The following is a 23652-nucleotide window of genomic DNA, read 5'->3' as shown; positions in this document are numbered from 1 at the left end:
AACTTCCTCGACCGCGGACGGCTGGAACTGGGAGACCGGCAAGGGTTACTACGACTACCCCGACCCGGCCTACCGGCATCCCGGCTTCCTCGACGTCCCGACATCTCGCTCGACCCGGACCTCGTGTCCTGATCTCGCCTCGGTGACCACGGCCCTTCCCGGCTCGTCACGAACACCCCACGAAACGAAGGGAACTGACATGAGCGCAGCCGCCGAGGTGGCACGGAGACTCGACTACGTCGACGTGCTGATCGTCGGAGCCGGCATCTCCGGCATCGACCTGGGTCATCACCTGAAGACGAAGCAGCCCGGCCGGACCTTCGCCATCGTCGACGGACGCGACGCGATCGGCGGGACCTGGGACCTGTTCCGCTACCCCGGCATCCGGTCCGACGCCGACATGCAGAGCTTCGGCTTCGGGTTCAAGCCGTGGACCAAGGACAACGCCATCGCCGACGCCCACGAGATCCTCGACTACCTGCACGAGGCGATCTCCGACGACGGCCTCGACCGGCACCTGCACCTCGGGCACAAGGTGCTCCGCGCGGACTTCTCGTCCGACAAGGCGCGCTGGACCGTCACACTCGAGCGCACCGGCGACGGCGAGCAGTTCGACGTCACCTGCGGCGTGCTGTTCTCCGCTGCGGGCTACTACGACTACGCCGGCGGATACACCCCCCATTTCGAGGGGCGCGAGGACTTCCGCGGCCCGATCGTCCACCCGCAGCAGTGGCCGGAGGATCTCGACTACGCCGGCAAGAAGGTCGTCGTCATCGGCAGCGGCGCGACCGCCGTGACGCTCCTGCCGTCGATGGCCGGGAAGGCGGGTCACGTCACGATGCTGCAGCGCTCACCGTCGTACGTGCTGCCGGTCCCGCGCCAGGACCCGATCGCCAACACCCTGCGCCGGCTGCTGCCGGAGACGGTCGCGTGGCGGGTCTCACGACGGATCAACATCAACCGCCAGCGCCTGATCCTGGCTCTCAGCCGACGTTACCCGAAGCAGATGCGCCGTCTGATCCGCAAGTTCAACGCCGGTGCGCTTCCCGCGGGTTACGCGGTCGACACCCACTTCAACCCCCGCTACAACCCATGGGACCAGCGGTTGTGCGTGGTCCCGGACTCCGACCTGTTCAAGGCCATCTCCAGCGGTGCGGCATCCGTGGTCACCGATCGCATCGTGCGGTTCACCGGACACGGGATCCTGCTCGAGTCGGGTACCGAACTCGACGCCGACATCATCGTCACGGCCACCGGACTGAACATGCTGCCCTTCGGCGGGATCGCGCTGCACGTCGACGGGCAGGCCGTCGATCTCCACGACCATTTCATCTACAAGTCCATGATGGTCAGCGGCGTGCCCAACTTCGCGTTCGCGCTCGGTTACACCACCAACGCGTGGACGCTCAAGGTCGATCTGGTCTCCGATCACCTGTGCCGGCTGCTCGCCCACATGGACCGCCACGGCTACGCCACCGTCACCCCGGTCGCCGACGACCCGTCGCTCACCGGACGACCGTTCCTCGACATGGACACGGCATACGTCAACCGTGCCATGCACCTGTTCCCGCAGCAGGGCTCCCACGGCCCGTGGACGGTGAGCCAGAACTACGCGCTCGATCGTGCCCGCCTGGGCGGCCCGGTGGAGGACCCCGCTCTGAAGTTCACCGCCACCGTGGTGGGCCCGGCCACGGCACCGGGCGCGACGGCGACGCCTGAGGAAGCGGCTGCATGAGCACGCCCGCCCTCATCTCCGTCAACGGTCGACGCACCCGAGTCCGTATCGAGGGGGACCCGGCCGACCCGCCCCTGCTGCTGTTGCACGGCATCGGCCGCAGTCTCGAGGACTGGGCCCCGCAGTACCCACGCCTTGCCCAGGGACACCGGTTGATCGCCCTCGACCTCCCGGGCTTCGGGTTCTCCGCCCGCTCCCCCGAGCCCACCACACTGGAGGTGCTGGCACGTGGGGTGATCGAGACTCTCGACGCCCTCGGCGAGCAGCGGCCGCTGCATGTCCTCGGCAACTCGCTCGGTAGCGCGGTCGCGCAGCAGTTGCTCGTCCTCGACCCGGAACGGGTGGCCGGCCTGGTGCTGGTCAACAGTGCCGGCTTCGGCTCCGAGGTCGCGCTCCCGCTGCGGCTGCTTGCCGCCCCCGTTCTCGGCCGTCTGGTCACTCGTCGCACCACCCGCGCCGGCGCGAGGATGGCCGAACGCCTGTCCTTCGCCGACCCGGGACTGGCCACCACGGTGCGGATCGACCACGCCCTGGCCGTCGCCCGCCAACCCGACCCGCGCGCCGTACTGCTCGAGGCCGTCCGTGAACTCGCCACCCCACGCGGCACCAAGCCCCGCTGGCGCGCCGAGTTGACCGCGGCGGTCGCGAAGGACCCCGTCCCACCCTGATCATCTGGGGCGACCGTGACCGTGTCCTGCCCGCTCGTCACCTCGAATCCGCCCGTCGGCTCCTCCCCCACGCCGAGACCCATCTGTTCACCGGGATCGGTCACATGCCGCAGATCGAATGCCCCGACGAGTTCGCCACCCGCGTCCTGGCGTTTCTCGCCGACGCGCAAGGCGCCGACCAACCCGGCCCGGCACATCCCTCGTCGGCGCCGGCTCATCGCACCGTCACGCACGACGCGGCGACCACCCTCTGATCGCTGCACCAGTAATGGAGACCCTTCATGTTCGCCAGCCCGTTCCCCGACGTTGACATCCCCGAAGCTAGCGTCTTCGACTTCCTCTTCACAGACGTCGATCAGGCGGATCTGGATCATGTCGCGCTCATCGACACCGCCGGTGGCGCGCACACCACGTACCGGGAACTGATCGAGCGGGTGAACGCGACGGCCGGCGCGCTGGCCGCTCGCGGGATCGGCGTCGGCGACGTGGTGGGCCTCCTGGCGCCGAACTCGTCCCTGTTCGCCGTGGCCTTCCACGGCATTCTGCGGTCCGGTGCCACCGCGACCACCATCAACGCGTTGTTCACCGCCCATGACATCGCCAAGCAGCTCACCGACGCGAACGCGACGATGCTGATCACTGTCAGCGCGTTGCTGCCGCAGGCGCAGGAGGCGGCCCGGACGGTCGGGATCACGGCGGAGAACCTGATCGTCCTGGATGGCGACGGCGTTGCCGCCACCGGACACCCGAACGCCGACGACCTGCTCGCCCAGGGCGCCCCGGCACCGCAGGTCGACTTCGATCCCGCCACCCACCTGGCGGTGCTGCCCTACAGCTCCGGAACCACCGGCAACCCCAAGGGCGTCATGCTCACCCACCGGAACCTGGTGGCCAACATGGCGCAGATCCGGCCGCTGCTCGCGATGAGATCCGACGACAAGATCCTCGCGGTACTGCCCTTCTTCCACATCTACGGCATGACCGTGCTGCTCAACGCCGCGTTGCAGGCGCGGGCGACACTGGTCGTCATGCCCCGCTTCGATCTGACCGACTTCCTGGGCACCATCCAGAACCACCGGATCACCTACGGCTTCATCGCGCCTCCGGTCGCGGTGGCGCTGGCCAAGCATCCACTGGTCGACCAGTACGACATGTCATCGCTGCGTGTCATCCTGTCCGGCGCCGCACCGTTGGACGCCGAACTCGGAATCGCCGTGGCCAAGCGGTTGACCGTGCGGGTGCTCCAGGGCTTCGGCATGAGCGAACTGAGCCCGGTCAGCCACTGCATGCCCGCGGACGGCGGTCAGGAACACTTCGGTGAGGCCGCGCCGCTCAGCTCCTGCGGATGGCCCGTCCCCAACACCACGAACAAGATCGTCGATCCCGCCACGGGCAAGGAGATCGCCTACCCCACACAAGGTCTGAGCGAGCCGGGCGAGTTGTGGGTCAAGGGACCGAACGTGATGACCGGCTATCTCGGCAACGAGGAGGCGACCACGGCCACGATCGACTCCGACGGGTTCCTGCACACCGGCGACCTCGCCCAGGTCGACGACGCCGGCCGGGTGTTCATCGTCGACCGGCTCAAGGAACTGATCAAGTACAAGGGCTACCAGGTCCCGCCCGCCGAACTCGAGGCCCTGCTGCTGACCCACCCGGCCGTCACCGACACCGCGGTCATCGGGGTCACCGACGACGACGGTGAGGAGATCCCCAAGGCCTTCGTCGTGCGCCGGCCCGGCACCGACCTCACCGCGGACGAGGTCATCGAGTTCGTCGCGCGTCAGGTCGCCCCGTACAAGAAGGTCCGGCGCGTCGAGTTCATCGATGTCATCCCCAAGTCCGCATCGGGCAAGATCCTCCGCAAGGACCTCCGCTCCCCGACCGCGTGACACACGCTGTGCGGCTTGGCTTCATCGGCAGGCCACCCCGGTCACGGGCGCCGCGACCCTTCATGGGCGCGGCGCCCTGCACAAACTACGAGGTCAGGCGTTGCCGCCCGGAGGCAGGAGTGCCTCGCCGAGCATGCGCCAGTACGGCATTGCGGACTCGCCCGGCTCGATCCCGATCACCTGCACCGCGACATGATCGGCTCCGGCCGCGACATGAGCATGGAGCTTCTCGACGATGGTGTCCAGGTCGCCCCAGAACACCAGGTCGTCGACGATGCGGTCGCTGCCGGCGGCGATCTCCTCCTCCGAGTAGCCGAGGCGACGGAACTTCGCAACGTTGTAAGGGGAGTTCAGGTAGATGTGCAGATGTTCGCGCGCGATCGCGCGGGCCTTGTCGGGGTCGGACTCGAACAGCACCGCGTGCTCGACGCCCAGGAACGCGTCCGGCCCGAGGATCTCGCGTGCCTGCGCTGTGTGCGCCACGTTGACGTGATAAGTCTGCGCGCCGGCCGTGCGTTCGCCGGCCAGCTCAAGCATTTTGGGCCCGTACGCGGCCATGATGCGGCGCATCGGAGCCTTCGGCAGGGGGTTGGGCGTCTGCGTCTGGAGTGCGTCCATCTCGTCGAGGTAGGCGGTCATGGCCGCCAGGGGCTTGGTGCCCGGCCCCTGCCCGCCGCCGAATCCCAGACCGAGCACGTGCCGGTCGGGGTAGGCGTCGGCCAGCAGGAGGCCGGCGCCGTACGCCCACCGGGCTCCACGTGACCAGATCTGTGCGATGCCGTTGATGACGCGCATCTGCTCGGTACAGGAGAGCAGATAGCCGGCGTGCGTGAACGCGTCGCGCCCGAGGAGCTCGGGAATCCACAACGCCCGCCAGCCCTGCTCCTCGAGCTCCCGAACCGACTCGCGTATCCGCGCCGCCGGCTGGACCTCGAAGTCGAAGGTGTAGACCCCGAACGTCCCGAGATCCAGGCCATCAATGCTTCCCATCGAACATCTCCTCGTAGTCAGCCGCTGGATAGACAGACAAGTCTGTCCATAATCTTGCAGTAGACAGACCTGTCTGTTAACTTACACCTCATGACCACCTCGCCCAAGCGACTCCCGGCCCGGGACCGCATTCTCGACACCGCCTGCGAGCTGTTCTACGCCCACGGCATCCACGCCGTCGGGGTGGACCGGCTGATCGCCGAGTCGGGAGTCGCCAAGGCCACGCTGTACAAGCAGTTCCCCAGCAAGGACGACGTGGTCGCCGCCTACCTGCGGCGGATGGACGACAGCTGGCGGCGCCAGCTGCGATCAGCGGCACTCGCGGCCGGGGACGACCCACGCGAGCAGCTCTTCGGCCTCTTCGTCGCACTGGAGTACGCGGCGCGAGAGGGCACGCTGGGCTGTGCGTTCATCAACGCGGTGGCGGAGTACGCCCCCGGCAGCAGCGCGCACACCATCACCGCCGAGCACAAGCGCGCCGTCCGCGAATGGGTGCGCGACCTGGCCGCCGCAGCCGGCGCGGCAGACCCGGAGACGCTCGCATTCCAGCTCACGCTTCTCATCGACGGCACGCTGGCGGCGACACGCGTCGAACGGGCCGACGCCGCCGCCGAGGCCGCCAAGCGGGCAGCACGCGACCTCCTCGACGCGGCCTGCCCGGAGTCCGGCTGAGCCCACATCGCGACCGCGGCGAACAGACTCTTCCGTTCAGTCCAGTAGACAGACCTTTCTGTTCACCAGAAATCCGAGCACACCTCCCCACCGAAGGGACTTGATCAACATGTCCGAGCAGAACCTGCCCACCACGGCACACGCATGGCACCTGGACTCGCGCCCGGCAGGCCGGCCGGCGACGTCCGACCTCTCGCTGCGCGAGGTGGAACTCCCCACGCCCGGCCCGGGGCAGCTCCTGGTCACCAACGAGTACCTCTCGGTCGACCCCTACATGCGCGGCCGGATGAGCGACAAGAAGTCCTACATCGAGCCCTACGAGGTGGGCGCACCGCTGGACGGCCCCGCGGTCGGCCGCGTCCTGGCGTCCAACGCCGAGGGCTTCGCGCCCGGCGACCACGTGGTGCACTTCCTCGGCTGGCGCGACCACGCGGTCCTCGACGCGGCGACCGCCCAGAAGGTGGACCCGAATCTCGCGCCGCTCCCCGCCTACCTGGGCGTGCTCGGCGTCACCGGCCTCACCGCGTACATCGGCCTTGAGCGGTTCGCGAAGATCAAGGAGGGCGACACGGTCTTCGTCTCCGGCGCAGCGGGCGCGGTTGGCAGCATCGCCGGCCAGATCGCCAAGCTGAAGGGTGCCGGTCTGGTGATCGGCAGCGCGGGCTCGGCCGAGAAGGTCAAGCTGCTGGTCGAGGAGTACGGCTACGACGCGGCGTTCAACTACAAGAACGGGCCGGTTGCCGAGCAGCTGGCCAAGGCGGCGCCGGAAGGCATCGACGTCTTCTTCGACAACGTCGGGGGCGAGCACCTGGAGGCGGCGATCGGCGCACTCAAGCTGCACGCGCGGATCGTCCTGTGCGGGATGGTCTCCCAGTACAACGGCGAGGAGGTCGTGGGGCCGCGCAACCTGTGGAACCTGTCCGTGACACGTTCGGACATCCTGTCGTTCATGGTGAGCGAGGAGCTGGACCTCCAGCCCGACTTCGTCCGCGAGGTCGGCGGCTGGCTCGCCACGGGCAAGCTCCACTACCGCGAGACCGTACGGGAGGGCCTCGACAACACCTTCGACGCCTTCCTGGCGATGATGCGGGGCGAGAACGTCGGAAAGATGATCGTCAAGCTCTGAGTCCAGCCTTCGACGGACCGCGACAGGGGCCTGCCGCGTGCGCAGCAGGCCCTTGTCGTGTTGGCGGGCACGGTCGGCGCGCCAGGGGCGCGGGGGCACACCCTCTCCACGCAGAGCGCTTGCGATCACCGACTCCACCTATTTAGAATTACGGTCATACTCCAATGACCCACTTCACCGGGAACATCCATGGACCTCTCCACCAGCACCGTCCTTGTCACCGGAGCCAACCGGGGCTTCGGCCGGGCCCTCGCCGCCGAACTGCTCGGCCGCGGCGCCACCGTCTACGCCGGCGCCCGCAACCCCGACCACGTCGACCTGCCGGGCGTCAAGCCGATCGCGCTCGACATCACCGACCCCGCCTCCGTGGCAGCCGCCGCCGAGGCCACCGGCGATGTGACGGTCCTGGTCAACAACGCGGGGTCCTCCAGCGGCGCCGACCTGCTCAATGCCGACCTGGACGACATCCGCCTGGAGATGGACACCCACTACTTCGGCACCCTCTCGGTGGCCCGCGCCTTCGCACCCCAGATCGCAGCCAACGGCGGCGGGACGATCCTGAACATCCTGTCCGGCCTGTCCTGGGTCAGCTTCCCGGAGCTCGGCGCCTACTGCGCCGCCAAGTCCGCGGAATGGTCGCTCACCAACACCCTGCGCGTGCAGCTCGCCGACCAGGGCATCCGGGTGGCCGGGCTGCACGTCGGCTACATGGACACCGACATGGTCCGGGACGTCGACGCGGCCAAGTCCGACCCGGCCGACATCGCCCGGATCGCCGTGGACGGCATCGCCGCCGGCGCCTACGAGATCCTCGCCGACAACGCCGCCCGCCAGGCACAGGCCGCGCTGTCCGGCGGTGTCTCCGTGCTCTACCCGCAGCTCCCCTGAGGCTCAGCCGCCCAGGAATCCGTGCCGGGCCCGTGGAGAGCGGTCCGGTCCTCGGTAGCGCAGGCCGCATCGTCGCGCCCCGGCCTCCACATCCACTGATCAATCGCCCAGTACGTCTGCCAAGGGAACGTCATGAAAGAGCACCGCAAGCAAGCGGCCCGGGGCGGCAGCGCCGTCTGGGCCGTGGTCATCACCAGCATGGCCGGGTTCATCACCGCGCTCGACAACCTGATCGTCACCACCGCCCTCCCCTCCATCCGCGAGGACCTCGGCGGCGGCCTCGAAGACCTCGAATGGACGGTGAGCGCCTACACCCTCACCTTCGCGGTCCTGCTCATGTTCGGCGCCTCCCTCGGCGACCGCTTCGGCCGCCGGAGACTCTTCGCCATCGGGCTCGCGCTCTTCACCGCCGCCTCGGCCGCGGCCGCGCTCGCCCCCGGCATGGGTGAACTGATCGCCGCCCGCGCCGCGCAGGGCGTCGGCGCCGCGATCGTCACGCCGCTGACCCTCACCCTGCTGGCCGCGGCCGTGCCCGCCGAACGGCGCGGCGTGGCCTTCGGCATCTGGGGCGCGGCCAGCGGCATAGCCGTCGCCACTGGACCGCTCATCGGCGGCACACTCACCGAGCACCTCTCCTGGCAGTGGATCTTCTGGGTGAACGTCCCGATCGGCCTGGCACTGATCCCCCTCGCCCTGCTGCGGCTGGACGAAAGTCACGGCCCGAACCCGAGCCTCGACCTGGTCGGAACAGTCCTGGCCAGCGGCGGCCTCTTCGGCATCGTCTACGCCCTGGTGCGCGGCAACGCCGACGGCTGGACCAGCACCCCGGTCCTGACCGGCTTCATCGCGGGCGCCGTCCTCCTCGTCGGGTTCGTCCTCTACGAACTGCGCGCCAAACACCCGATGCTGCCGATGCGCCTCTTCCGCCACCGCTCCTTCAGCGCCATCAACGCCGCCAGTCTGCTGATGTTCCTGGGGATGTTCGGGGCGATCTTCCTGCTCAGCCAGTACCTCCAGACCGTCGGCGGCTACTCACCCATGGAAGCCGGCGTGCGGATGCTGCCCTGGACCGCTATGCCCATGATCGCCGGACCGCTGGCCGGGGCACTGTCCGACCGCATCGGCGGCGCTCCCGTCGTCACCGTGGGCATGGCCCTCAACGCCGTCGGCCTCGGCCTGTGGGCACTGGCCGTCGAGCCGCAGGTGTCGTACACCGCTCTGCTGCCGGCGCTGATCGTCTGCGGAATCGGCATGGGCATGTTCTTCGCCCCCAGCGCCAACCTCGTCATGAGCACCGTCCGCCCACAGGAGCAGGGCATCGCCTCCGGCGCCAACAACGCCATCCGTGAGGTCGGCGGCGCCGTCGGTGTCGCGTCGCTGGCGGCGGTCTTCTCCGCCCAGGGCGGCTACGGTTCCGCCTCGCTGTTCGTGGACGGGCTGAGGCCCGCGCTCTGGGTCGGAGCCGGTGCGGTCGCCCTGGCCGCGGCCCTGGCGTTGCTGATGCCCCGGCAGCGCAAGGCCGATGAATCGGCCGACCTCGCCGGCGAAATCCCGGCCGCCGTCTGATCCCCGCGCCAGATTTCGAGGTTCGGAGCGGCTTATCGGTGGCGGTCCTACCAATCCCGCCCACTGAGTCCCGGACATCGCCAACGCCGCAGCGGTGATCGGCATGCCTCGGCCTACCGCACCCATTCACCGACGGACGACCAGAAGGAGTAGAGCGATGAGAGGCACAGTCACCATCATCGACAAGGGCAACGTGCGGGTGCACAGCTACACGGCTCCCGACACCGCTCTGAACGTAACCACCCAGCTGATCGAGACCCCGAGCCGGCTCATCGCGGTGGACGGCCAGGTCACGGTCGCGGACGCCGACGAGGTCGTCGAATACGCCAAGGGGCTCGGCAAGCCGCTGGACCGGCTCATCATCACCCACGCGCACCCGGACCACTACCAGGGCGCGCACCGCTTCGACGCACCCATTCACGCGTTGGCGGTCACGCGTGACGAGATGGCGGCGCGGGGCGACCTCAAGGACCCGACCGGCATCCCGGTCCCGGCAGCTGAGACGGCCCCCACCGATCTGATCACCCCGGGCACCGAGGTCATCGACGGTGTTCCTTTCGTCTTCGAAGCCGTCTCCGGCGGTGAGACCACCGAACAGCTGCTGATCCGGCTGCCCGAGCACGGCGTGCTGGTGGCGCAGGACCTCGTCTACCACCACACTCATGTGTTCGTCGGGAACAACGACGTCGCCCGCTGGCTGGACATCCTCCAGGCGCTCAGCGACCCGGCTTACGACACGGTCCTGCCCGGACACGGGCTGCCCGCGGGACCGGACGTTTTCGCCGAGATGGCCGAGTACCTGCAGGCCGCGCAAGAGCTCCTCGGCGACGACGGCCAGGCCTACAAGCAGGCCATCATCGAGCGCTTCCCCTCCTACGGAAGTCCTTTCGTGATCGACATCGGCAACTACTACCTGTTCGGCACCCCCTTCTAGACCGGCGCAGATCGCGGGCCGTGGGCGGGTTGCCGAGGAGTGCCGCAGCGCGGCAGTCCTCGGCAACCCGCCGTCCTCCCTGACGGCAGCTCGGCCGGTGGCACTCGTGATGGACGAGCCGAGCCGGCCGCACTGTCACCGGTTCGTCGCGGCGGCCAGGAAGTCGCGCAGATGCGCCAGCATCACCTCTGGGCGCTCCTCCGGGATGAAGTGGCCGCATTCCGGGATCTCGGCACCGGTGACGTCATCCGCGTACTCGCGCCAGATCTCCAGCGACGGTAGGCGGGAGGGCAGCCCCACGGAACCCCACAGCGCCAGTACCGGCATGCTGAGGCGGCGGCCTTCGGCGGCGTCCAGATCGTCAAGGGCGACGTCCTGCTCCATGGCCCGGTAGTCGTCGAAACTCGCACGCAACGCGCCTGGGCGGGAGAACGCGCGGACGTAGGTGTCGACCGCTTCGGGGGTCAGTCCGTGGCGGTTGTAGGTCCACCGCTCGAAGAAGTACTCGAGATACCCGCGGATGTCGGGTCCCACGAGGCGTTCGGGCAGATCGGGCTGCATCTGGAACAGCCAGTGCCAGTACCCGGAGGCGAGTGAGGCGTCCAGGCGGCGGAACATCTCCCGGGTGGGCACGATGTCGAGTACGGCCAGCCGCTCCACCTGCTCCGGGCGGTCCAGCGCCCAGCGGTGCCCCACCCGGGCGCCGCGGTCGTGACCCACGACCGCGGCCTTCTCGAAGCCGAGCGCCTCGACGAGGCCGGCCATGTCGGCGGCCATCCGCCGCTTGTCGTACCCGGTCGTGGGCTTGTCGCTCAGGCCGTACCCGCGCAGGTCGGGAGCTACGACGGTGAAGTCTGCGGCGAGATCCGCCAGCACCGGCCGCCAGCAGTCGGAGGTCTGCGGCCAGCCGTGGAGGAGGACCAGCAGGGGGCCGGATCCCGCTCGGACGTAGTGCAGACGGACCCCGTCCACCGCCGTCACTCCGGTCGTCACTGTCGGCTGTCCCATGGATGCGCCTCCTCGGCATGAACTAACCGCCTTAGACGGTTAAGCTAACGTGCAGAATGGAGGCGTGGCAACGGACGACATGTGGATCTGGGATGGCGGGCGGGCGTGCCTGGACTTCACCAACACCCTCCGCGACCGGTGGCGGCCCACGCCGGAGGAGACTCTCCGTAATTCGGGCGACCTGGTCCGCTGGCTTCGCGAGGCCGGCCTGCTCGCGCCGGATACCTCGAAGCCCGCCGATACCGCCGTCCTGACGTCGGGCCGAAGACTGCGCGAGACGGTCGACCGGGCCATACTCGCAGTCGCCGACGGCCGACTGCCCTCATCCGGAGACATCACGCTGCTCAACCAATCGGCAGCGGAGGCCCCCCGACCGGCCCCGCAGATCGCCATCACGGACGGATACCTGGGGGCCGCCGGCACCACGAGCCTCGCCACCGATCCCACAGCCGCGCTCGCACTCGTCGCCCAGGACGCCATCGAGCTGCTCCTGTCCGCCGAGATCCGGCGCGTACGCGTCTGCGGCTCGGACACCTGCGCCCTGCGCTTCCTGGACCGCTCCCCCGCCCACAACCGCCGCTGGTGCTCCATGTCCCGCTGCGGCAACCGCACCAAGGTCCGCCTCCACCAGGCCCGCACCCGACGGAGTGAGCACACCCCGGCAGACTGAGCCCACCACGAAGTCCTGGCGCAACAGCGCTCAGCTCACTCGGCGGGCCTCATACGAAAGGCGGGGCCGGGGATGCTCTCGATGTCTTCCGTCTGCACGGCGTGGCCCTGTTCACAGCGGATCTGGGCGTCGACGTGCGCGCCGCATCCACGGTGCCGCGTGAGCATGGCCGGGCCCTCGGGGTCGGCGCGGTAGCGGTCACCCCACTGCAGGAGTCCCATCACGGCAGGGACCAGATCCATGCCCATGGGCGTGATCACGTACTTCGGCCGACTCCGCGAGCCAGGCTCCTTGTAGGTCTCGGTGGCCAGGATCCCCTCCTCGACGAGCATCTTCAGCCGCGCCGCGAGAAGGTTGCGAGGACAGCCGAGGACGCGTTCGAAGTCGCTGAAACGGGACGAGCCGTACCAGACCTCGCGCAGGATCAGGATCGTCCACTTCTCACCCACGACCTCAAGAGTCCGGGCGATCGAGCAGTTCGACGTGTCCCGGTCGAGACGGGCGTCCATACCGGCGGCCTGAAGAGTTTCGGTCCTCGCATCCATGAGGGTGATTCTAACCTCTCCTGAGTTTACTTTCCTATACTCAGACAGTAGCGTCGTGGCCAGCAGATCCACCCGGCCGCACACGAGAAACGGGCGTGCAGGGGCCTGCCCCAGGAATCACATCGACCACCGAGACACCCACGCAGAAAGGGCGGCCGGCATGAAGGCATTCGTCGTCGAGAAGTACGGCAAGGACGGCGTGCGCGCCGCAGAGGTACCCGAGCCCACCGTCGGGGACCGTGACGTCCTGGTCAAAGTGAGCGCCGCCAGCATCAACCCGCTGGACAAGATGGTCCGCAACGGGGAGTTCAAGCAGCTCCTGAAGTACAAGGCTCCGTTCGTGCTGGGCCACGACGTGGCCGGCGTCGTGACCCGGGTCGGCTCCGCCGTACGCGGCATCGAAGTCGGCGACGAGGTCTACGCCCGTCCGCGCGACCTGCGGGTGGGAGGCTTCGCGGAGTTCATCGCGATCGACGTGGACGATGTCGCGCCCAAGCCCGCCTCACTCACCCTCCAAGAGGCAGCCGCGGTCCCGCTGGTGGCCCTGGCCGCCTGGCAGATTCTCGTCGACCGCGCCCGCGTGAAGCCGGGGCAGAAGGTGCTCATCCACGCCGGTGCCGGTGGCCTCGGATCGACGGTCATCCAGCTCGCCAAGCACCTCGGCGCCACCGTGGCGACGACCACGGACACCAAGACCGAGGAGCTGGTCAGGAGCCTCGGCGCCGACGTCGTCGTCGACTACACCAAGGAGGACTTCTCCACGGTGCTGTCCGGCTACGACCTGGTGCTGGACTCCCTGGGCGGGGCGAATCTCGAGAAGTCGCTGACCGTGCTGAAGCCCGGCGGCCTGGCCATCAGTGTCGTCGGCCCGCCGGACGCCGGCTTCGCCAAGCAGCTCGGCGCCCCCTCCTTCCTGGGCCTGGTCATGAACACGCTCAGCCGCAAGATCCGCAGGCAGGCCAAGGCGCTGGGCGTGCGCTACCAGTTCTTCTTCATGCAGGCCAACGGCTCCCAACTGCGCAAGCTCGGCGCCCTCTACGACAGCGGGAAGCTCCGCCCTGTCATCGACAGCACCTTCCCGTTCGACCGGACACTCGAGGCGATGGCACACGTCGAGCAGGGCCGCACCAAGGCCGGCAAGGTCGTGGTCTCGATGGTGCCCGACAACGGCTGAACCTGTGCCGGTCACAGACCCTTGCGTCCGGCACGGTCACCAGCCCCTTGCGTGAGGCGATGTCCTGCTCACCGGCGGACATGCTCAGGCCGGCGGTGTCCGTCCGTCGAGCGACGCACGTTGCCAGTGGGGAGTGCGGTCCTTGTCGACCAGGGCCGCACGGACGCCCTCCAGGAAGTCCGGCGTGCGGATGGTCGTGCGTGTGAGGGCGAGTTCGGCGGCCAGGCACTCGCGCAACGTGCGCTGCCTGCCCTGGGCCAGCAGGGCATGAGTGATCTCCAGGCTCTGCGGCGAGGCGGACTCCAGGGCGGCCGACGCGGCTTGCGCCCAGGGGGTGCCGAGGTGGCGCAGGCGTTTGTCGATCTCGCCGAGGCTCGGCGCGCCGAACGCCCGGTCCACGTCTGCGCGTACCTCCGCCAGCGTGCTCTCCGCCACCGGGGAACGGCCGGCGAGGCGGTTCAGGACGACGTCCACCGGGTCATCGGGGTTGTCGGCCAGGGCGTCCCCGACCGCGTCGAGCCCGTCCGCGGGGACGAAGTGCGTGGCCAGCCCCGTGTACAGGGCGTCGGCCGCGTCGAGCCGGTGCCCCGTCAGTCCCAGGTACATGCCGATCGCGCCGGGCAGCCTCGGCAGGAAGTAGCTGGCTCCGACGTCCGGGAAGAATCCGATCCCGGTCTCGGGCATCGCCAGCACCGCGCGTTCGGTGACGACGCGGAAGCTGCCGTGAATGGACAGACCGAGACCGCCGCCCATGCACACGCCGTCGATGAGCGACACGACTGGCACGGGATACTCGGCGATCCGGGCGTTGAGCCGGTACTCGGAGGCGAAGAACCGCTCACTGGCCTCGGCATCCCCGGCGAGGCTGTGTTCGCGGATCGTGCGGATGTCTCCGCCGGCGCAGAACGCCTTCGTGCTGGTGCTGGCGAGCACCACCGCGGACAGCGGTGTGTGCTCCCACGCGGCGAGCACACGGTCGATGGCGGCGACCATGCCTGTCGTCAGGGCGTTGAGCGCCTTGGGCCGGTTCAGCAGGATACGGCCGACGCCGCGGTGCACGTCGGCGAGAACCTCGATCGCAGCGGTATCAGTCATGGGCCGTCATCTCGTGCTCCGCGCCTTTCGTGGCCATCACGGTTGCTCACTCGCAGGATGTCAGGCGTAGATCCGCGCGTAGAGATCCTGGATCTCGTCCACGGTGGGTACGACGGGGTTGTTGGCGGGCGATCCGGACGCGAGCGCCTGCTCGGCCATGAGGGGTGACAGGCGGAACCACTCGTCCTTGTCGATGCCGTGGGCTCGGGGGGTGGGCACCTCAAGATCCTGGCACAGGGCGCGGAGCGCCTCCACGAACCTACCGGCGGCCACGGCGTCGCTGTCGCCGTCGGTGGCGGCTCCGAGGGCGCGGGCGCAGTCGGCGTACCGGCTCTCGGCGGCGGGCACGGAGAACGCTGTCACCGCGGGGAAGAGCATCGCGTTCGACAGACCGTGGGCGACGTGGAAGTGAGCGCCGATCGGGCGGCTCATGCCGTGCACGAGCGCCACGCTGGAGTTGGAGAAGGCGATGCCGGCCTGGGTCGCGGCGAGCATCATCGCCTCGCGGGCCTCGAGGTCTGCCCCGTCGGCGTAGACGCGGCGGAGGTGGTGGCCGATGGTCCGGATCGCGTTCAGGGCGAGGCCGTCGCAGAACGGATTGGCCTTGCGGCTCACGTAGGCCTCGACGGCATGGGTGAGCGCGTCGACGCCGGTGTCGGCGGTCAGCCGGGCCGGCATCGACAGCGTCAGTTCGAAGTCGACGACGGCGGCGACCGGCAGGAACGCCGGCCCCGAGCAGAGCATCTTCTCGTCGGTGGCGCTGTCGGTGATGATGGTGAACTGGGTGGCCTCCGAGCCGCTGCCCGCGGTCGTCGGGACCGCGATCACCGGAAGCGCGGGGCCGAGGTTGGTGTGCGGGGCCTTGTAGTCCCGCATCCGGCCGCCCTGGACGCCCAGCAGGCCGAGGGCCTTGGCGGTGTCCACCGGGCTGCCGCCGCCGAACCCGATCACCGAGTCCGCCCCGTGTTCCCGCAGCGCGGTCAGTCCCGCGCCGAGCGAGTCGGTCGTCGGGTCCGGAACGGTGCCGGCGAACAGCTGCGGCTGCAGTCCGGCGTTCCTCAGCGTCGCCATCAGGCGTTCCGCCGCACCGGTCCCGGCGAGGAACGCGTCCGTCACCAGCAGGGGGCGGCGCAGGCCCAGCCCTGCGACGACGTCGCCCAGTTCGCCGACGGCACCGCCGCCGACACGCAGGATCCGCGGGAGGGAAAGGCTGGCAACCATGGCGGCCCTTTCAGCAAGAACGGCGGGGCATCTCGCGCCCACTGCCCCGACTGTGCGGCCCGCACCGTGTGCAGACAACCACCAATGACGCACACCCGCTGTGCACAAATGCAGATACGGTCGGGCCGTGCACCCCCGCTCCCCGGACGAGAGCCCCGCCCCGCAGCCGGCCGGCTCCCCTCGCCCCGTCGATCCGCGCAAACTCCGCGCGGACGATCTGCGCTACCTGCTCGCGGTGTCCCGCACCGGGCGTCTGGTGACAGCAGCCGACGCACTGGGCGTGGACCACACCACCGTGTCACGCCGAATCGCCGCGCTGGAAAAGCGCCTCGGCCTGCGCCTCATCGAGCGCGGCACGGAAGGGTGGACACTGACGGACATCGGACGAGCCGTCTCGGAGAACGCCCGCGCCATCGAGGAGGCCATCGACCGCGTCGTCGACACCGTGGAGGGCCAGGACTCGCCGTCCCTGCACGGTACGGTGCGCGTCAGCGCGCCCGACGGCTTCGGCACCGCCTTCGCCACCCCCGCCCTCGTACGGGTGCGCCGCCGGCACCCCCGGCTCCAGGTCGAACTCATCACCGCGACACGGCAGCTCGCCCTGCGCCCGTCCGGTTTCGATCTCGCTCTCGTCATCGGCACTCCCGCCAGCAGCCGTCTGGTGACCGAGCACCTCACCGACTACTCGCTGGGGCTCTACGCCTGTGACGACTACCTCACCCGGTACGGCCGGCCGGAGACGGTGGCCGAGCTGCGCGAGCACCCGCTCATCTTCTACATCGAGTCGTTGCTGCAGGTCGGCGACCTCGACATCGAACGCCACCTTCCCGGCATGACCCCGGCCTTCTCCTCGACGAACATCTTCGCCCAGCTCGAAGCCACCCAGCAGGGAGCAGGCATCGGCGTCCTGCCTGCCTTCCTGACCCAGCGGACACAACTGCGCCGACTACTCGCCGACGAGATCGACATCCGGCTCCCCATCACCCTGGCCGTCCGCCGCGAGGCCGTGGCGCACCCCGCCGTAGGCGCCGTCTGGACCGCTCTGCGGCATGAGGTCGCCGAACGGGCCGCCGAGCTGCTCCCGGAATGAACTCCAAGGAGTTTCCGGTGCCGTGAATGCCCGCCGATCTCACGCTCCTGTCCGGCGGGTCGAGACCCGCGCGCACCAGTTGGCCCTCCTCTGGACGCAAGGCGTAGCGTCCGTCAGCCTTCTGCGCTCACAGATTGTTGACAGGCCATCACAGAGTCCGTGATCCTCTTGGTCGCAATACGGCGCATCACGGCGACGGCGGATTGAGCATGCGCGCTCTCGCGAGGTCCAGTTGAGGCTTCGGGGGCTGCGCCCAGCCTTTCGTCCGCGTTCATTCGCCAGGCCCCCGACACAGCACCCGCTCTGCATCATCCTCACGGTCTTCTCGCCCATCGTCTCGGGAACCGAGTTCGCACTGTGGCCGGAAGCGAGTTTCAACTGGTATCCGTTCCAGACTCCAGGACTGGTTTCCGTGCCTGCGGCATTCGTCCTCGGGTGGCTCGGCAGCATCAGCTCGCCCGAAGGTTCCGAGCTCGAGTTCCGTCACATGCAATACCGGATCCTGACGGGAAGGACAGCCGAACCTCAGGCCGCTGATCCCCGACGGTAGGCGTCCTGAGCCACCGGCCGCTTTGCGAGTGGACCGGCGGGGCCTGGTGTCGCCGTCGGCACGGGAGGCGATGCCCTCCCCCGTCTCCTCTCGCCGGCGCGTACCGCCGGGGGCGGCCTGCGGCGTCGAAAGGCGCAAGTGCACCCGCGGCAGCCGATGCCGCGTTCGACCATCCGGAGGGGGATGGCCGAGCTTGCGGGCGGACCGGCCGGCGAGGCGGCCGGTGCGGCCCCTTCGATGCAGACCCACCAGATGCAGCCCCCGCAAGCGCTCCACAACGCGCCGTACCAGACCTCGCGAGGATCCGGGGCCTCCACCGAGGGCCCGGGCGATCGGGCGGTTCGACGTGCCCGGATCGGGACTGGGTCCATGCCGATGCCCTCCCAAGGGCCTCCTCACATCCATGGGGGTGATTCCAACCTCACCTGAGTTTACTTTCTTATACTCAGCCGGTAGCGTCATGACCAGCACATCGACCCGGCTGCCGCGGGGGAACCCCGCACGGCACCCGTCTGAGAAGGAGCGCCATCATGGGAGTCAGCAAGGAAGCACACGAGTTCGCGGAGTTCCTCGCGAGCGTGAGCGCGAAGTCGTCGACGCCCGGCCTCGACCTGGCCGTCATCCGCGACATCGTCGACTCCAACCACAAGGCGTCGACCGAGCCGGAAGGCGTCACCTACGCCGAAGTCGACGCGAACGGCGTCCCCGCCCTATGGGCCATCCCCGAGGGCGCCGACCCCGACCGGGCGCTGCTCCACTTCCACTTCGGCGGATCGGTCACCGCCTCGATGCACTCCGACCGCAAGGCCGCGGGCCACATCGCGAAGGCGGCCGGAGCCCGCTCCCTCGTCGTGGACTTCCGCCTGGCGCCCGAACACCCCTACCCCGCCCAGCTCGACGACGCCGAGACCGCCTACCGCTGGCTGCTCTCGCAGGGCTACCAGCCCCAGAACATCGGCAGCACCGGCCACTCGATCGGCGGCACCCTCGCGGTGATGCTGCCGCTGCGTCTCCTCGCCAAGGGCGAGGCCACCCCGGGTGCCATCGTCAGCGTCTCCCCGTGGACCGACCTCACTCTCCAGAACCCGGCGGTCGACGAGAACGAAGAGAACGACAAGATGCTCAGCCGGGGCACACTGGAGCTCTTCCGGGGAGCCTGGCTGCAGGACCCCGCCGTGGACTTCACCGCCCCCGAGATCAGCATCGCGAACGCCGACCTGACCGGCCTGCCGCCCACGACCGTCCACTACGGCGAGTACGAGACCCTCGCCGACGACGGCGCTCAGCTCGGACGGCGCCTCGCGGACTTCAAGGTCACCACCGAGGTCCACCCGCTGCCCGAGGGGCAGCACTCGTTCGTCCTGGGCGCGGGGCGGGTACCCGAGGTGGACCGGGCGATCCAGCAGATGGGTCAGTGGCTCCGCAAGCACCTCGGCGCGTGAACAGAGGCTGCGCCTGACAGCCGGGCCTGTCGGCCGGACGGCCCCACCACCGCGATGCCGGTGACTGGACCACCGGTCTCCGGCATCCCGCTCGACCAGGGCGGGCGACATGCGGTACTTGTGTCCGGCACCGTTCCGTACGCCGCAACACCCCCGTCCCTCGATGCCACAAAGGAGTGCGCGATGGGAATCTACGAGGATGTCTTCCGCGCCAGTACCGAAGACCCGGAGAGCTTCTGGCTGAAGGCGGCGGAGGCCATCGACTGGGATGTCCCTCCGCGACGCGCCCTGGACTCCTCGGGCGCGCCCTTCTACCGCTGGTTCCCCGACGGGCGGCTCAACGTCTGTTTCAACGCGCTCGACCGGCACGTCGAAGCCGGCCGCGGCGAACAGCATGCGCTCGTCTACGACTCACCCGTGACCGACACCCGGCGCACCTACACCTACACGCAGTTGAGGGACGAGGTGGCGGCCTTCGCCGGAGCGCTCGCTCAGCTCGGCGTGGGGCATGGCGACCGTGTGGTGATCTACATGCCGATGGTTCCCGAGGCCGCGATCGCGATGCTGGCCTGTGCGCGCATCGGCGCGGTCCACTCGGTCGTCTTCGGCGGGTTCGCCCCGCGCGAACTCGCCCTCCGCATCGATGACGCGGCACCCAAGGTGGTCGTCTCCGCCTCCTGCGGCATCGAGGGCAAGCGGGTCATCGCGTACAAGCCGCTGCTGGACCGGGCGATCGAACTCGCCGTCCACAAGCCGGAGAAGAGCGTGATCCTGCAACGTCCTCAGGAACGTGCGGAGTTGGGGCCCGACGATCTCGACTGGGGCGACCTGGTCGCCGCCGCGCCCGCGGCCGAGTGCGTTCCCGTCCCCGCCACCGATCCCCTCTACATCCTCTACACGTCCGGAACGACCGGAAAGCCCAAGGGAGTCGTGCGTGACTGCGGCGGCTACGCGGTCGCCCTGCACTGGTCGATGGACGCCGTCTACGACGTGGGTCCGGGCGAGACGATGTTCACCGGCTCGGACGTCGGCTGGGTCGTAGGGCACTCGTACATCGTCTACGCACCCCTGCTGGCCGGCGCCACGACGGTCCTGTACGAGGGCAAGCCGGTCGGCACCCCCGACGCGGGCCAGTTCTGGCGCGTCGCCGCCGAGTACCGGGCCAAGACCATGTTCACGGCACCCACCGCCTTCCGGGCCATCCGCAAGGAGGACCCGAAGGGAACGCTCACCGCGGACTACGACCTGACCGGCCTGCGCCATCTCTTCCTGGCCGGTGAGCGCCTCGACCCCGAGACCTATCACTGGGCGAGTGCCCTGCTGGGCATCCCGGTGATCGACCACTGGTGGCAGACCGAGACCGGCTGGCCCATCGTCGCCAACCCCGTGGGCATCGAGGCCGCCCCCCTCAAGCCCGGGTCCCCCACCCGCCCGCTGCCCGGCTGGGACGTCCGTGTCCTCGACGCCTCGGGCGAGCCGGTGCCCGCGGGCGAAGACGGTGCGATCGTCGTGAAGCTCCCCCTGCCGCCCGGCGCACTCCCCACCCTCTGGCAGGACGACGACCGCTACGTCGCCTCCTACCTCTCCGCCTACGACGGCTACTACCTCACCGGTGACAGCGGCCACATCGACGACGACGGCTATGTCTTCGTCATGGGCCGCACCGACGACGTCATCAACGTCGCCGGACACCGGCTGTCCACCGGCAGCATGGAAGAGGCCCTGGCCGCCCACCCCGACGTCGCCGAGTGCGCCGTCATCGGCGTCGCCGACGCCCTGAAGGGACAGGTGCCGCGCGGCTTCGTCGTCCTGAAAGCCGGCACCGACCGCGAACCCAAAGAGGTCGAGGCCGAACTCGTCCAGCTCGTACGCGAGCGTATCGGCGCCGTCGCCTCCCTCAAGGACGTCACGGTCGTGGCTGCCCTGCCCAAGACCCGCTCGGGAAAGATCCTGCGCAAGACGATGCGCGGCATCGCCGACGGACACGACGAACCCATCCCCTCCACGGTGGACGACCCCGGCGTCATCGAATCTCTGCGCCCCGTCCTCCGCCGCGCCGGTCACACCCCGTGATCGGCTGCCGCACCCCTGGCCGACGGTGGGTGAGCGCGGCCACCGGACTCCGCGCGGCACGGTCCGCCGGCCGGGGTGGGCGTACCTTGTGATTATGGGTACCGACACCCATGTCTTCCTCAGCGATCTCGCTCGGGGCCTCGCACCCCGAGCGGATCAATTGGCCGACGTGGTGCTGCAACACCTGCTCGGCGAGCTTCCCGAGGTGTGGAAGTACGAGGACATCGCCGCCCAGGCGCCAGTAGGGTTGTCCGAACACGTCGCCGCCAGTCTGGATTTCCTCGAGCGCGGCCTTGATATGACCGAGGCCAGGACGCCACCTGGCGCCATTGAGTTCGCTTGCCTACTCGCTGAGCACGGGGTGCCGATCAGTCAGCTCCTCCGCGTCAATCGGCTCGTCCACGCGAGTCTGCTTGATCAGTTCTATGCGGAAATAGCCCGGACCGCCGGGTCCCAGGAGCTGATCAACGCGGCGACGGTCACGCTGAGCGGGATGGCCTTCGAGTACGTCGATCGCACGTCGGAACAGACTGTCGCTGCTTACCAGAGGGCACGCGACCGCTGGCTGCAGCGGCGGCTGCTCGTGATCAACGAGGCCGGGACACGGATCGGGACCACCTTGGACACCACCCGCACCGCGCAGGAACTGGCGGACGTCGGTGCCGACCACCTCGCCGACCTCGTCACCGTCGACCTCCTGTCCTCCGCCCTCCAGGAGGAGGGGACGTACCCGGTGGACGGTCCTGCGACGCTCCGCCGCATCGCCCAGGCGGTCTCGGACGGCTGTCCGGACCCGGCAGTCGGCACAGGGCAGACACATACCTACCCGGACGGCTCGGAGCCGGCTCATGTACTGGCCACCGGACAGCCCCTCCGGCTCCGTATCACCGCCGATGACATCCCCACTTGGCTGGCGATGTCGGCGGACCACGAGCTCGCCCTACGCACCATGGGGCTCCGCTCCATGCTCCTGGTCCCGCTGTGGGCCCGCGGGAGCCCGCTGGGAATCGCACAGTTCGCTCGTGGTCACACGGCGGATCCCTTCGACGACGACGAACTGCTGCTGGCCCAGGAGATCGCGTCCCGAGCAGCGGTGAACATCGACAACGCCCGGCGCTACACCCAGGAGCGTTCCACCGCGCTCGCCCTCCAGCGCAGCCTGCTGCCACAAGCCGTGCCGGAGGAGTCCGCCGTCGAGACGGCATCGCGCTACCTGCCCAGCGGATCGCGAGCGGGTGTGGGAGGCGACTGGTTCGACGTGATACCGCTCTCCGGAGCCCGCGTAGCTCTCGTCGTGGGCGACGTGATCGGGCACGGCCTCCATGCCGCGGCCACCATGGGCCGGCTGCGGACGGCCGTGCGCACACTGGCGGACATCGACCTGACACCCGACGAACTGCTGACCCACCTTGACGACGTGGTCATCCGCCTGCAGCGCGAGGAGGAACGGGCCACGGACGAGATCAGCGCCACCTGCCTGTACGCGGTCTACGACCCTGTCTCCCGCACGTGCTCCCTGGCCAGCGCCGGGCACCTTCCGCCGGCCGTCGTGACTCCCCCGACCGCTGACGACGATGCCTCCGCATCCGGCGCGGTCGACTTTCCGGAGCTGCCGACCGGCCCGCCCCTGGGCCTGGGCGGACTCCCTTTCGAAACCGCCCAGGTCGAACTGCCACCGGGCAGTCGGCTGGTGCTGTTCACCGACGGCCTCGTCCAAAGCCGCTCTCGTGACGTGGAGACGGCCCTCGCACTGCTGCGCGACGTCCTCGCCCGAGCACCGGCGTCGCTCGAGGAGACCTGCGACGAACTGCTCTCCACACTGCTGCCCAGCCGCCCCGCAGACGACGTCGCCCTCTTGGTGGCACAAACCGGAGCTCTTGACGCCGATCACGTCGCCACCTGGGACCTCCCCAGCGACCCGGCAGTCGTTTCCAAGGCCCGCGTCCACGCATCCGATCAGCTGGCCGCCTGGGGTCTGGAAGAACTGGCCTTCACCACCGAACTCGTGGTCAGCGAACTGGTGACGAACGCCATCCGCTACGGCAAGAGCCCCATCCAACTGCGGATGATCCTTCAATCCGCCCTGACGTGCGAAGTGTCCGACGCCAGCAGCACCGCCCCGCACCTGCGCCGCGCCCGGGTCTTCGACGAGGGCGGCCGCGGCCTGCTCCTCGTCGCCCAGCTCACCGAACACTGGGGCACTCGGCACAACCGTGAGGGCAAGGTCATCTGGGCGGAGCAGGCGCTCCCAGCCTGCCTCGCCGACGTCTCATCCGCTGTGGCCTGAGGTTCAAGCGGGAGATACGCCGCAGA

General features: G+C 69.2%; 20 protein-coding genes and 1 pseudogene. 16 read left to right on the top strand and 5 right to left on the bottom strand.

Translation table 11 applies throughout. The features are described from left to right. Positions 1-199 precede the first annotated feature (199 nt). The 5 genes and pseudogenes from ACFPIH_RS24185 (at position 200) to ACFPIH_RS24165 (ending at position 4295) form a co-directional block, all read left to right on the top strand. Complete coding sequence (locus ACFPIH_RS24185) at positions 200-1735, top strand: flavin-containing monooxygenase (RefSeq protein ID WP_381174761.1); 1536 nt, start codon at positions 200-202, stop codon at positions 1733-1735. Continuing rightward, entirely contained in the window at positions 1732-2403 is a 672-nt protein-coding gene (locus ACFPIH_RS24180; protein ID WP_381174763.1) for an alpha/beta fold hydrolase, read from the top strand. The genes ACFPIH_RS24185 and ACFPIH_RS24180 overlap by 4 nt, the downstream gene beginning before the upstream one ends. Beyond that, positions 2352-2462: pseudogene (locus tag ACFPIH_RS24175) on the top strand (hypothetical protein); the annotation flags it as partial. The gene ACFPIH_RS24180 and the pseudogene ACFPIH_RS24175, both read left to right, overlap by 52 nt. Positions 2463-2507: 45 nt before the next feature. Further along, the gene (locus ACFPIH_RS24170; RefSeq protein WP_381174765.1) at positions 2508-2657 is read left to right on the top strand and encodes a hypothetical protein; all 150 of its coding nucleotides are present in this window, start codon (positions 2508-2510) and stop codon (positions 2655-2657) included. A gap of 27 nt (positions 2658-2684) precedes the next feature. Then, positions 2685-4295 carry a 4-coumarate--CoA ligase family protein gene (locus ACFPIH_RS24165; protein ID WP_381174767.1) on the top strand — a complete coding sequence of 537 codons (1611 nt, stop codon included), beginning with the start codon at positions 2685-2687 and terminating at the stop codon, positions 4293-4295. A 93-nt stretch (positions 4296-4388) separates the two neighbouring features. On the opposite strand, the gene ACFPIH_RS24160 is transcribed toward ACFPIH_RS24165, so the two are convergent. Then, positions 4389-5285 (bottom strand): TIGR03620 family F420-dependent LLM class oxidoreductase, encoded by an 897-nt coding sequence (locus tag ACFPIH_RS24160; protein ID WP_381174769.1) that lies wholly within the window; start codon positions 5283-5285, stop codon positions 4389-4391. A gap of 90 nt (positions 5286-5375) precedes the next feature. Between ACFPIH_RS24160 and ACFPIH_RS24155 the strand changes: the two genes are divergently transcribed. From ACFPIH_RS24155 to ACFPIH_RS24135, 5 genes are all read left to right on the top strand, one after another. Next, positions 5376-5957: a TetR/AcrR family transcriptional regulator gene (locus ACFPIH_RS24155; protein ID WP_381174771.1), complete on the top strand. Its 582-nt coding sequence runs from the start codon at positions 5376-5378 to the stop codon at positions 5955-5957. A gap of 109 nt (positions 5958-6066) precedes the next feature. Further along, complete coding sequence (locus tag ACFPIH_RS24150; RefSeq protein ID WP_381174773.1) at positions 6067-7083, top strand: NADP-dependent oxidoreductase; 1017 nt, start codon at positions 6067-6069, stop codon at positions 7081-7083. Positions 7084-7272: 189 nt separating this feature from the next. Next, the gene (locus ACFPIH_RS24145) at positions 7273-7971 is read left to right on the top strand and encodes an SDR family oxidoreductase (RefSeq protein ID WP_381174775.1); all 699 of its coding nucleotides are present in this window, start codon (positions 7273-7275) and stop codon (positions 7969-7971) included. 132 nt (positions 7972-8103) lie between these two features. After that, positions 8104-9537: a DHA2 family efflux MFS transporter permease subunit gene (locus ACFPIH_RS24140; RefSeq protein WP_381174777.1), complete on the top strand. Its 1434-nt coding sequence runs from the start codon at positions 8104-8106 to the stop codon at positions 9535-9537. A gap of 157 nt (positions 9538-9694) precedes the next feature. Continuing rightward, positions 9695-10471 carry an MBL fold metallo-hydrolase gene (locus tag ACFPIH_RS24135; RefSeq protein ID WP_381174779.1) on the top strand — a complete coding sequence of 259 codons (777 nt, stop codon included), beginning with the start codon at positions 9695-9697 and terminating at the stop codon, positions 10469-10471. Between the two features lie 135 nt (positions 10472-10606). On the opposite strand, the gene ACFPIH_RS24130 is transcribed toward ACFPIH_RS24135, so the two are convergent. Beyond that, the gene (locus tag ACFPIH_RS24130; RefSeq protein WP_381174781.1) at positions 10607-11479 is read right to left on the bottom strand and encodes an alpha/beta fold hydrolase; all 873 of its coding nucleotides are present in this window, start codon (positions 11477-11479) and stop codon (positions 10607-10609) included. A 64-nt stretch (positions 11480-11543) separates the two neighbouring features. Between ACFPIH_RS24130 and ACFPIH_RS24125 the strand changes: the two genes are divergently transcribed. Further along, a complete protein-coding gene (locus ACFPIH_RS24125) occupies positions 11544-12149 on the top strand; it encodes a CGNR zinc finger domain-containing protein (RefSeq protein ID WP_381174783.1) in 606 nt (201 codons plus the stop codon). 35 nt (positions 12150-12184) lie between these two features. Here ACFPIH_RS24125 and ACFPIH_RS24120 read toward each other — a convergent pair whose 3' ends face one another. Beyond that, on the bottom strand, positions 12185-12658 hold the full coding sequence (locus tag ACFPIH_RS24120; RefSeq protein ID WP_381175148.1) for a winged helix-turn-helix transcriptional regulator: 474 nt from the start codon (positions 12656-12658) through the stop codon (positions 12185-12187). 196 nt (positions 12659-12854) lie between these two features. On the opposite strand from ACFPIH_RS24120, the gene ACFPIH_RS24115 reads away from it, so the two are divergent. After that, positions 12855-13868, top strand: a complete 1014-nt coding sequence (locus tag ACFPIH_RS24115; protein ID WP_381174785.1) for an NADP-dependent oxidoreductase — start codon at positions 12855-12857, stop codon at positions 13866-13868. 84 nt (positions 13869-13952) lie between these two features. Here ACFPIH_RS24115 and ACFPIH_RS24110 read toward each other — a convergent pair whose 3' ends face one another. Together ACFPIH_RS24110 and ACFPIH_RS24105 are read right to left on the bottom strand one after the other, a co-directional pair. Beyond that, positions 13953-14963 (bottom strand): enoyl-CoA hydratase/isomerase family protein, encoded by a 1011-nt coding sequence (locus ACFPIH_RS24110; protein WP_381174787.1) that lies wholly within the window; start codon positions 14961-14963, stop codon positions 13953-13955. A 60-nt stretch (positions 14964-15023) separates the two neighbouring features. Next, positions 15024-16184, bottom strand: a complete 1161-nt coding sequence (locus ACFPIH_RS24105) for an iron-containing alcohol dehydrogenase (RefSeq protein ID WP_381174789.1) — start codon at positions 16182-16184, stop codon at positions 15024-15026. Between the two features lie 127 nt (positions 16185-16311). On the opposite strand from ACFPIH_RS24105, the gene ACFPIH_RS24100 reads away from it, so the two are divergent. From ACFPIH_RS24100 to ACFPIH_RS24085, 4 genes are all read left to right on the top strand, one after another. After that, positions 16312-17274 (top strand): LysR family transcriptional regulator, encoded by a 963-nt coding sequence (locus tag ACFPIH_RS24100; protein ID WP_381174792.1) that lies wholly within the window; start codon positions 16312-16314, stop codon positions 17272-17274. Positions 17275-18354: 1080 nt separating this feature from the next. Continuing rightward, positions 18355-19266: an alpha/beta hydrolase gene (locus tag ACFPIH_RS24095; protein WP_381174794.1), complete on the top strand. Its 912-nt coding sequence runs from the start codon at positions 18355-18357 to the stop codon at positions 19264-19266. Positions 19267-19449: 183 nt separating this feature from the next. Continuing rightward, positions 19450-21339 carry a propionyl-CoA synthetase gene (locus tag ACFPIH_RS24090; RefSeq protein ID WP_381174796.1) on the top strand — a complete coding sequence of 630 codons (1890 nt, stop codon included), beginning with the start codon at positions 19450-19452 and terminating at the stop codon, positions 21337-21339. 94 nt (positions 21340-21433) lie between these two features. Beyond that, positions 21434-23626: an ATP-binding SpoIIE family protein phosphatase gene (locus tag ACFPIH_RS24085; RefSeq protein ID WP_381174798.1), complete on the top strand. Its 2193-nt coding sequence runs from the start codon at positions 21434-21436 to the stop codon at positions 23624-23626. The last annotated feature ends 26 nt before the right edge of the window (positions 23627-23652 follow it).

The organism is Streptomyces vulcanius, from assembly GCF_042653945.1.
GTDB lineage: Bacteria > Actinomycetota > Actinomycetes > Streptomycetales > Streptomycetaceae > Streptomyces > Streptomyces mangrovi.
The sequence above is the reverse complement of the archived record's forward strand: the minus strand, read 5'-3'. Positions and strand labels throughout refer to the sequence as shown.

Coding starts and splice junctions, on each gene's coding strand:
- ACFPIH_RS24185 (WP_381174761.1), top strand. CDS start 200: ATGAGCGCAGCCGCCGAGGTGGCACGGAGACTCGACTACGTCGACGTG.
- ACFPIH_RS24180 (WP_381174763.1), top strand. CDS start 1,732: ATGAGCACGCCCGCCCTCATCTCCGTCAACGGTCGACGCACCCGAGTC.
- ACFPIH_RS24170 (WP_381174765.1), top strand. CDS start 2,508: ATGCCGCAGATCGAATGCCCCGACGAGTTCGCCACCCGCGTCCTGGCG.
- ACFPIH_RS24165 (WP_381174767.1), top strand. CDS start 2,685: ATGTTCGCCAGCCCGTTCCCCGACGTTGACATCCCCGAAGCTAGCGTC.
- ACFPIH_RS24160 (WP_381174769.1), bottom strand. CDS start 5,285: ATGGGAAGCATTGATGGCCTGGATCTCGGGACGTTCGGGGTCTACACC.
- ACFPIH_RS24155 (WP_381174771.1), top strand. CDS start 5,376: ATGACCACCTCGCCCAAGCGACTCCCGGCCCGGGACCGCATTCTCGAC.
- ACFPIH_RS24150 (WP_381174773.1), top strand. CDS start 6,067: ATGTCCGAGCAGAACCTGCCCACCACGGCACACGCATGGCACCTGGAC.
- ACFPIH_RS24145 (WP_381174775.1), top strand. CDS start 7,273: ATGGACCTCTCCACCAGCACCGTCCTTGTCACCGGAGCCAACCGGGGC.
- ACFPIH_RS24140 (WP_381174777.1), top strand. CDS start 8,104: ATGAAAGAGCACCGCAAGCAAGCGGCCCGGGGCGGCAGCGCCGTCTGG.
- ACFPIH_RS24135 (WP_381174779.1), top strand. CDS start 9,695: ATGAGAGGCACAGTCACCATCATCGACAAGGGCAACGTGCGGGTGCAC.
- ACFPIH_RS24130 (WP_381174781.1), bottom strand. CDS start 11,479: ATGGGACAGCCGACAGTGACGACCGGAGTGACGGCGGTGGACGGGGTC.
- ACFPIH_RS24120 (WP_381175148.1), bottom strand. CDS start 12,658: ATGGACGCCCGTCTCGACCGGGACACGTCGAACTGCTCGATCGCCCGG.
- ACFPIH_RS24115 (WP_381174785.1), top strand. CDS start 12,855: ATGAAGGCATTCGTCGTCGAGAAGTACGGCAAGGACGGCGTGCGCGCC.
- ACFPIH_RS24110 (WP_381174787.1), bottom strand. CDS start 14,963: ATGACTGATACCGCTGCGATCGAGGTTCTCGCCGACGTGCACCGCGGC.
- ACFPIH_RS24105 (WP_381174789.1), bottom strand. CDS start 16,184: ATGGTTGCCAGCCTTTCCCTCCCGCGGATCCTGCGTGTCGGCGGCGGT.
- ACFPIH_RS24095 (WP_381174794.1), top strand. CDS start 18,355: ATGGGAGTCAGCAAGGAAGCACACGAGTTCGCGGAGTTCCTCGCGAGC.
- ACFPIH_RS24090 (WP_381174796.1), top strand. CDS start 19,450: ATGGGAATCTACGAGGATGTCTTCCGCGCCAGTACCGAAGACCCGGAG.
- ACFPIH_RS24085 (WP_381174798.1), top strand. CDS start 21,434: ATGGGTACCGACACCCATGTCTTCCTCAGCGATCTCGCTCGGGGCCTC.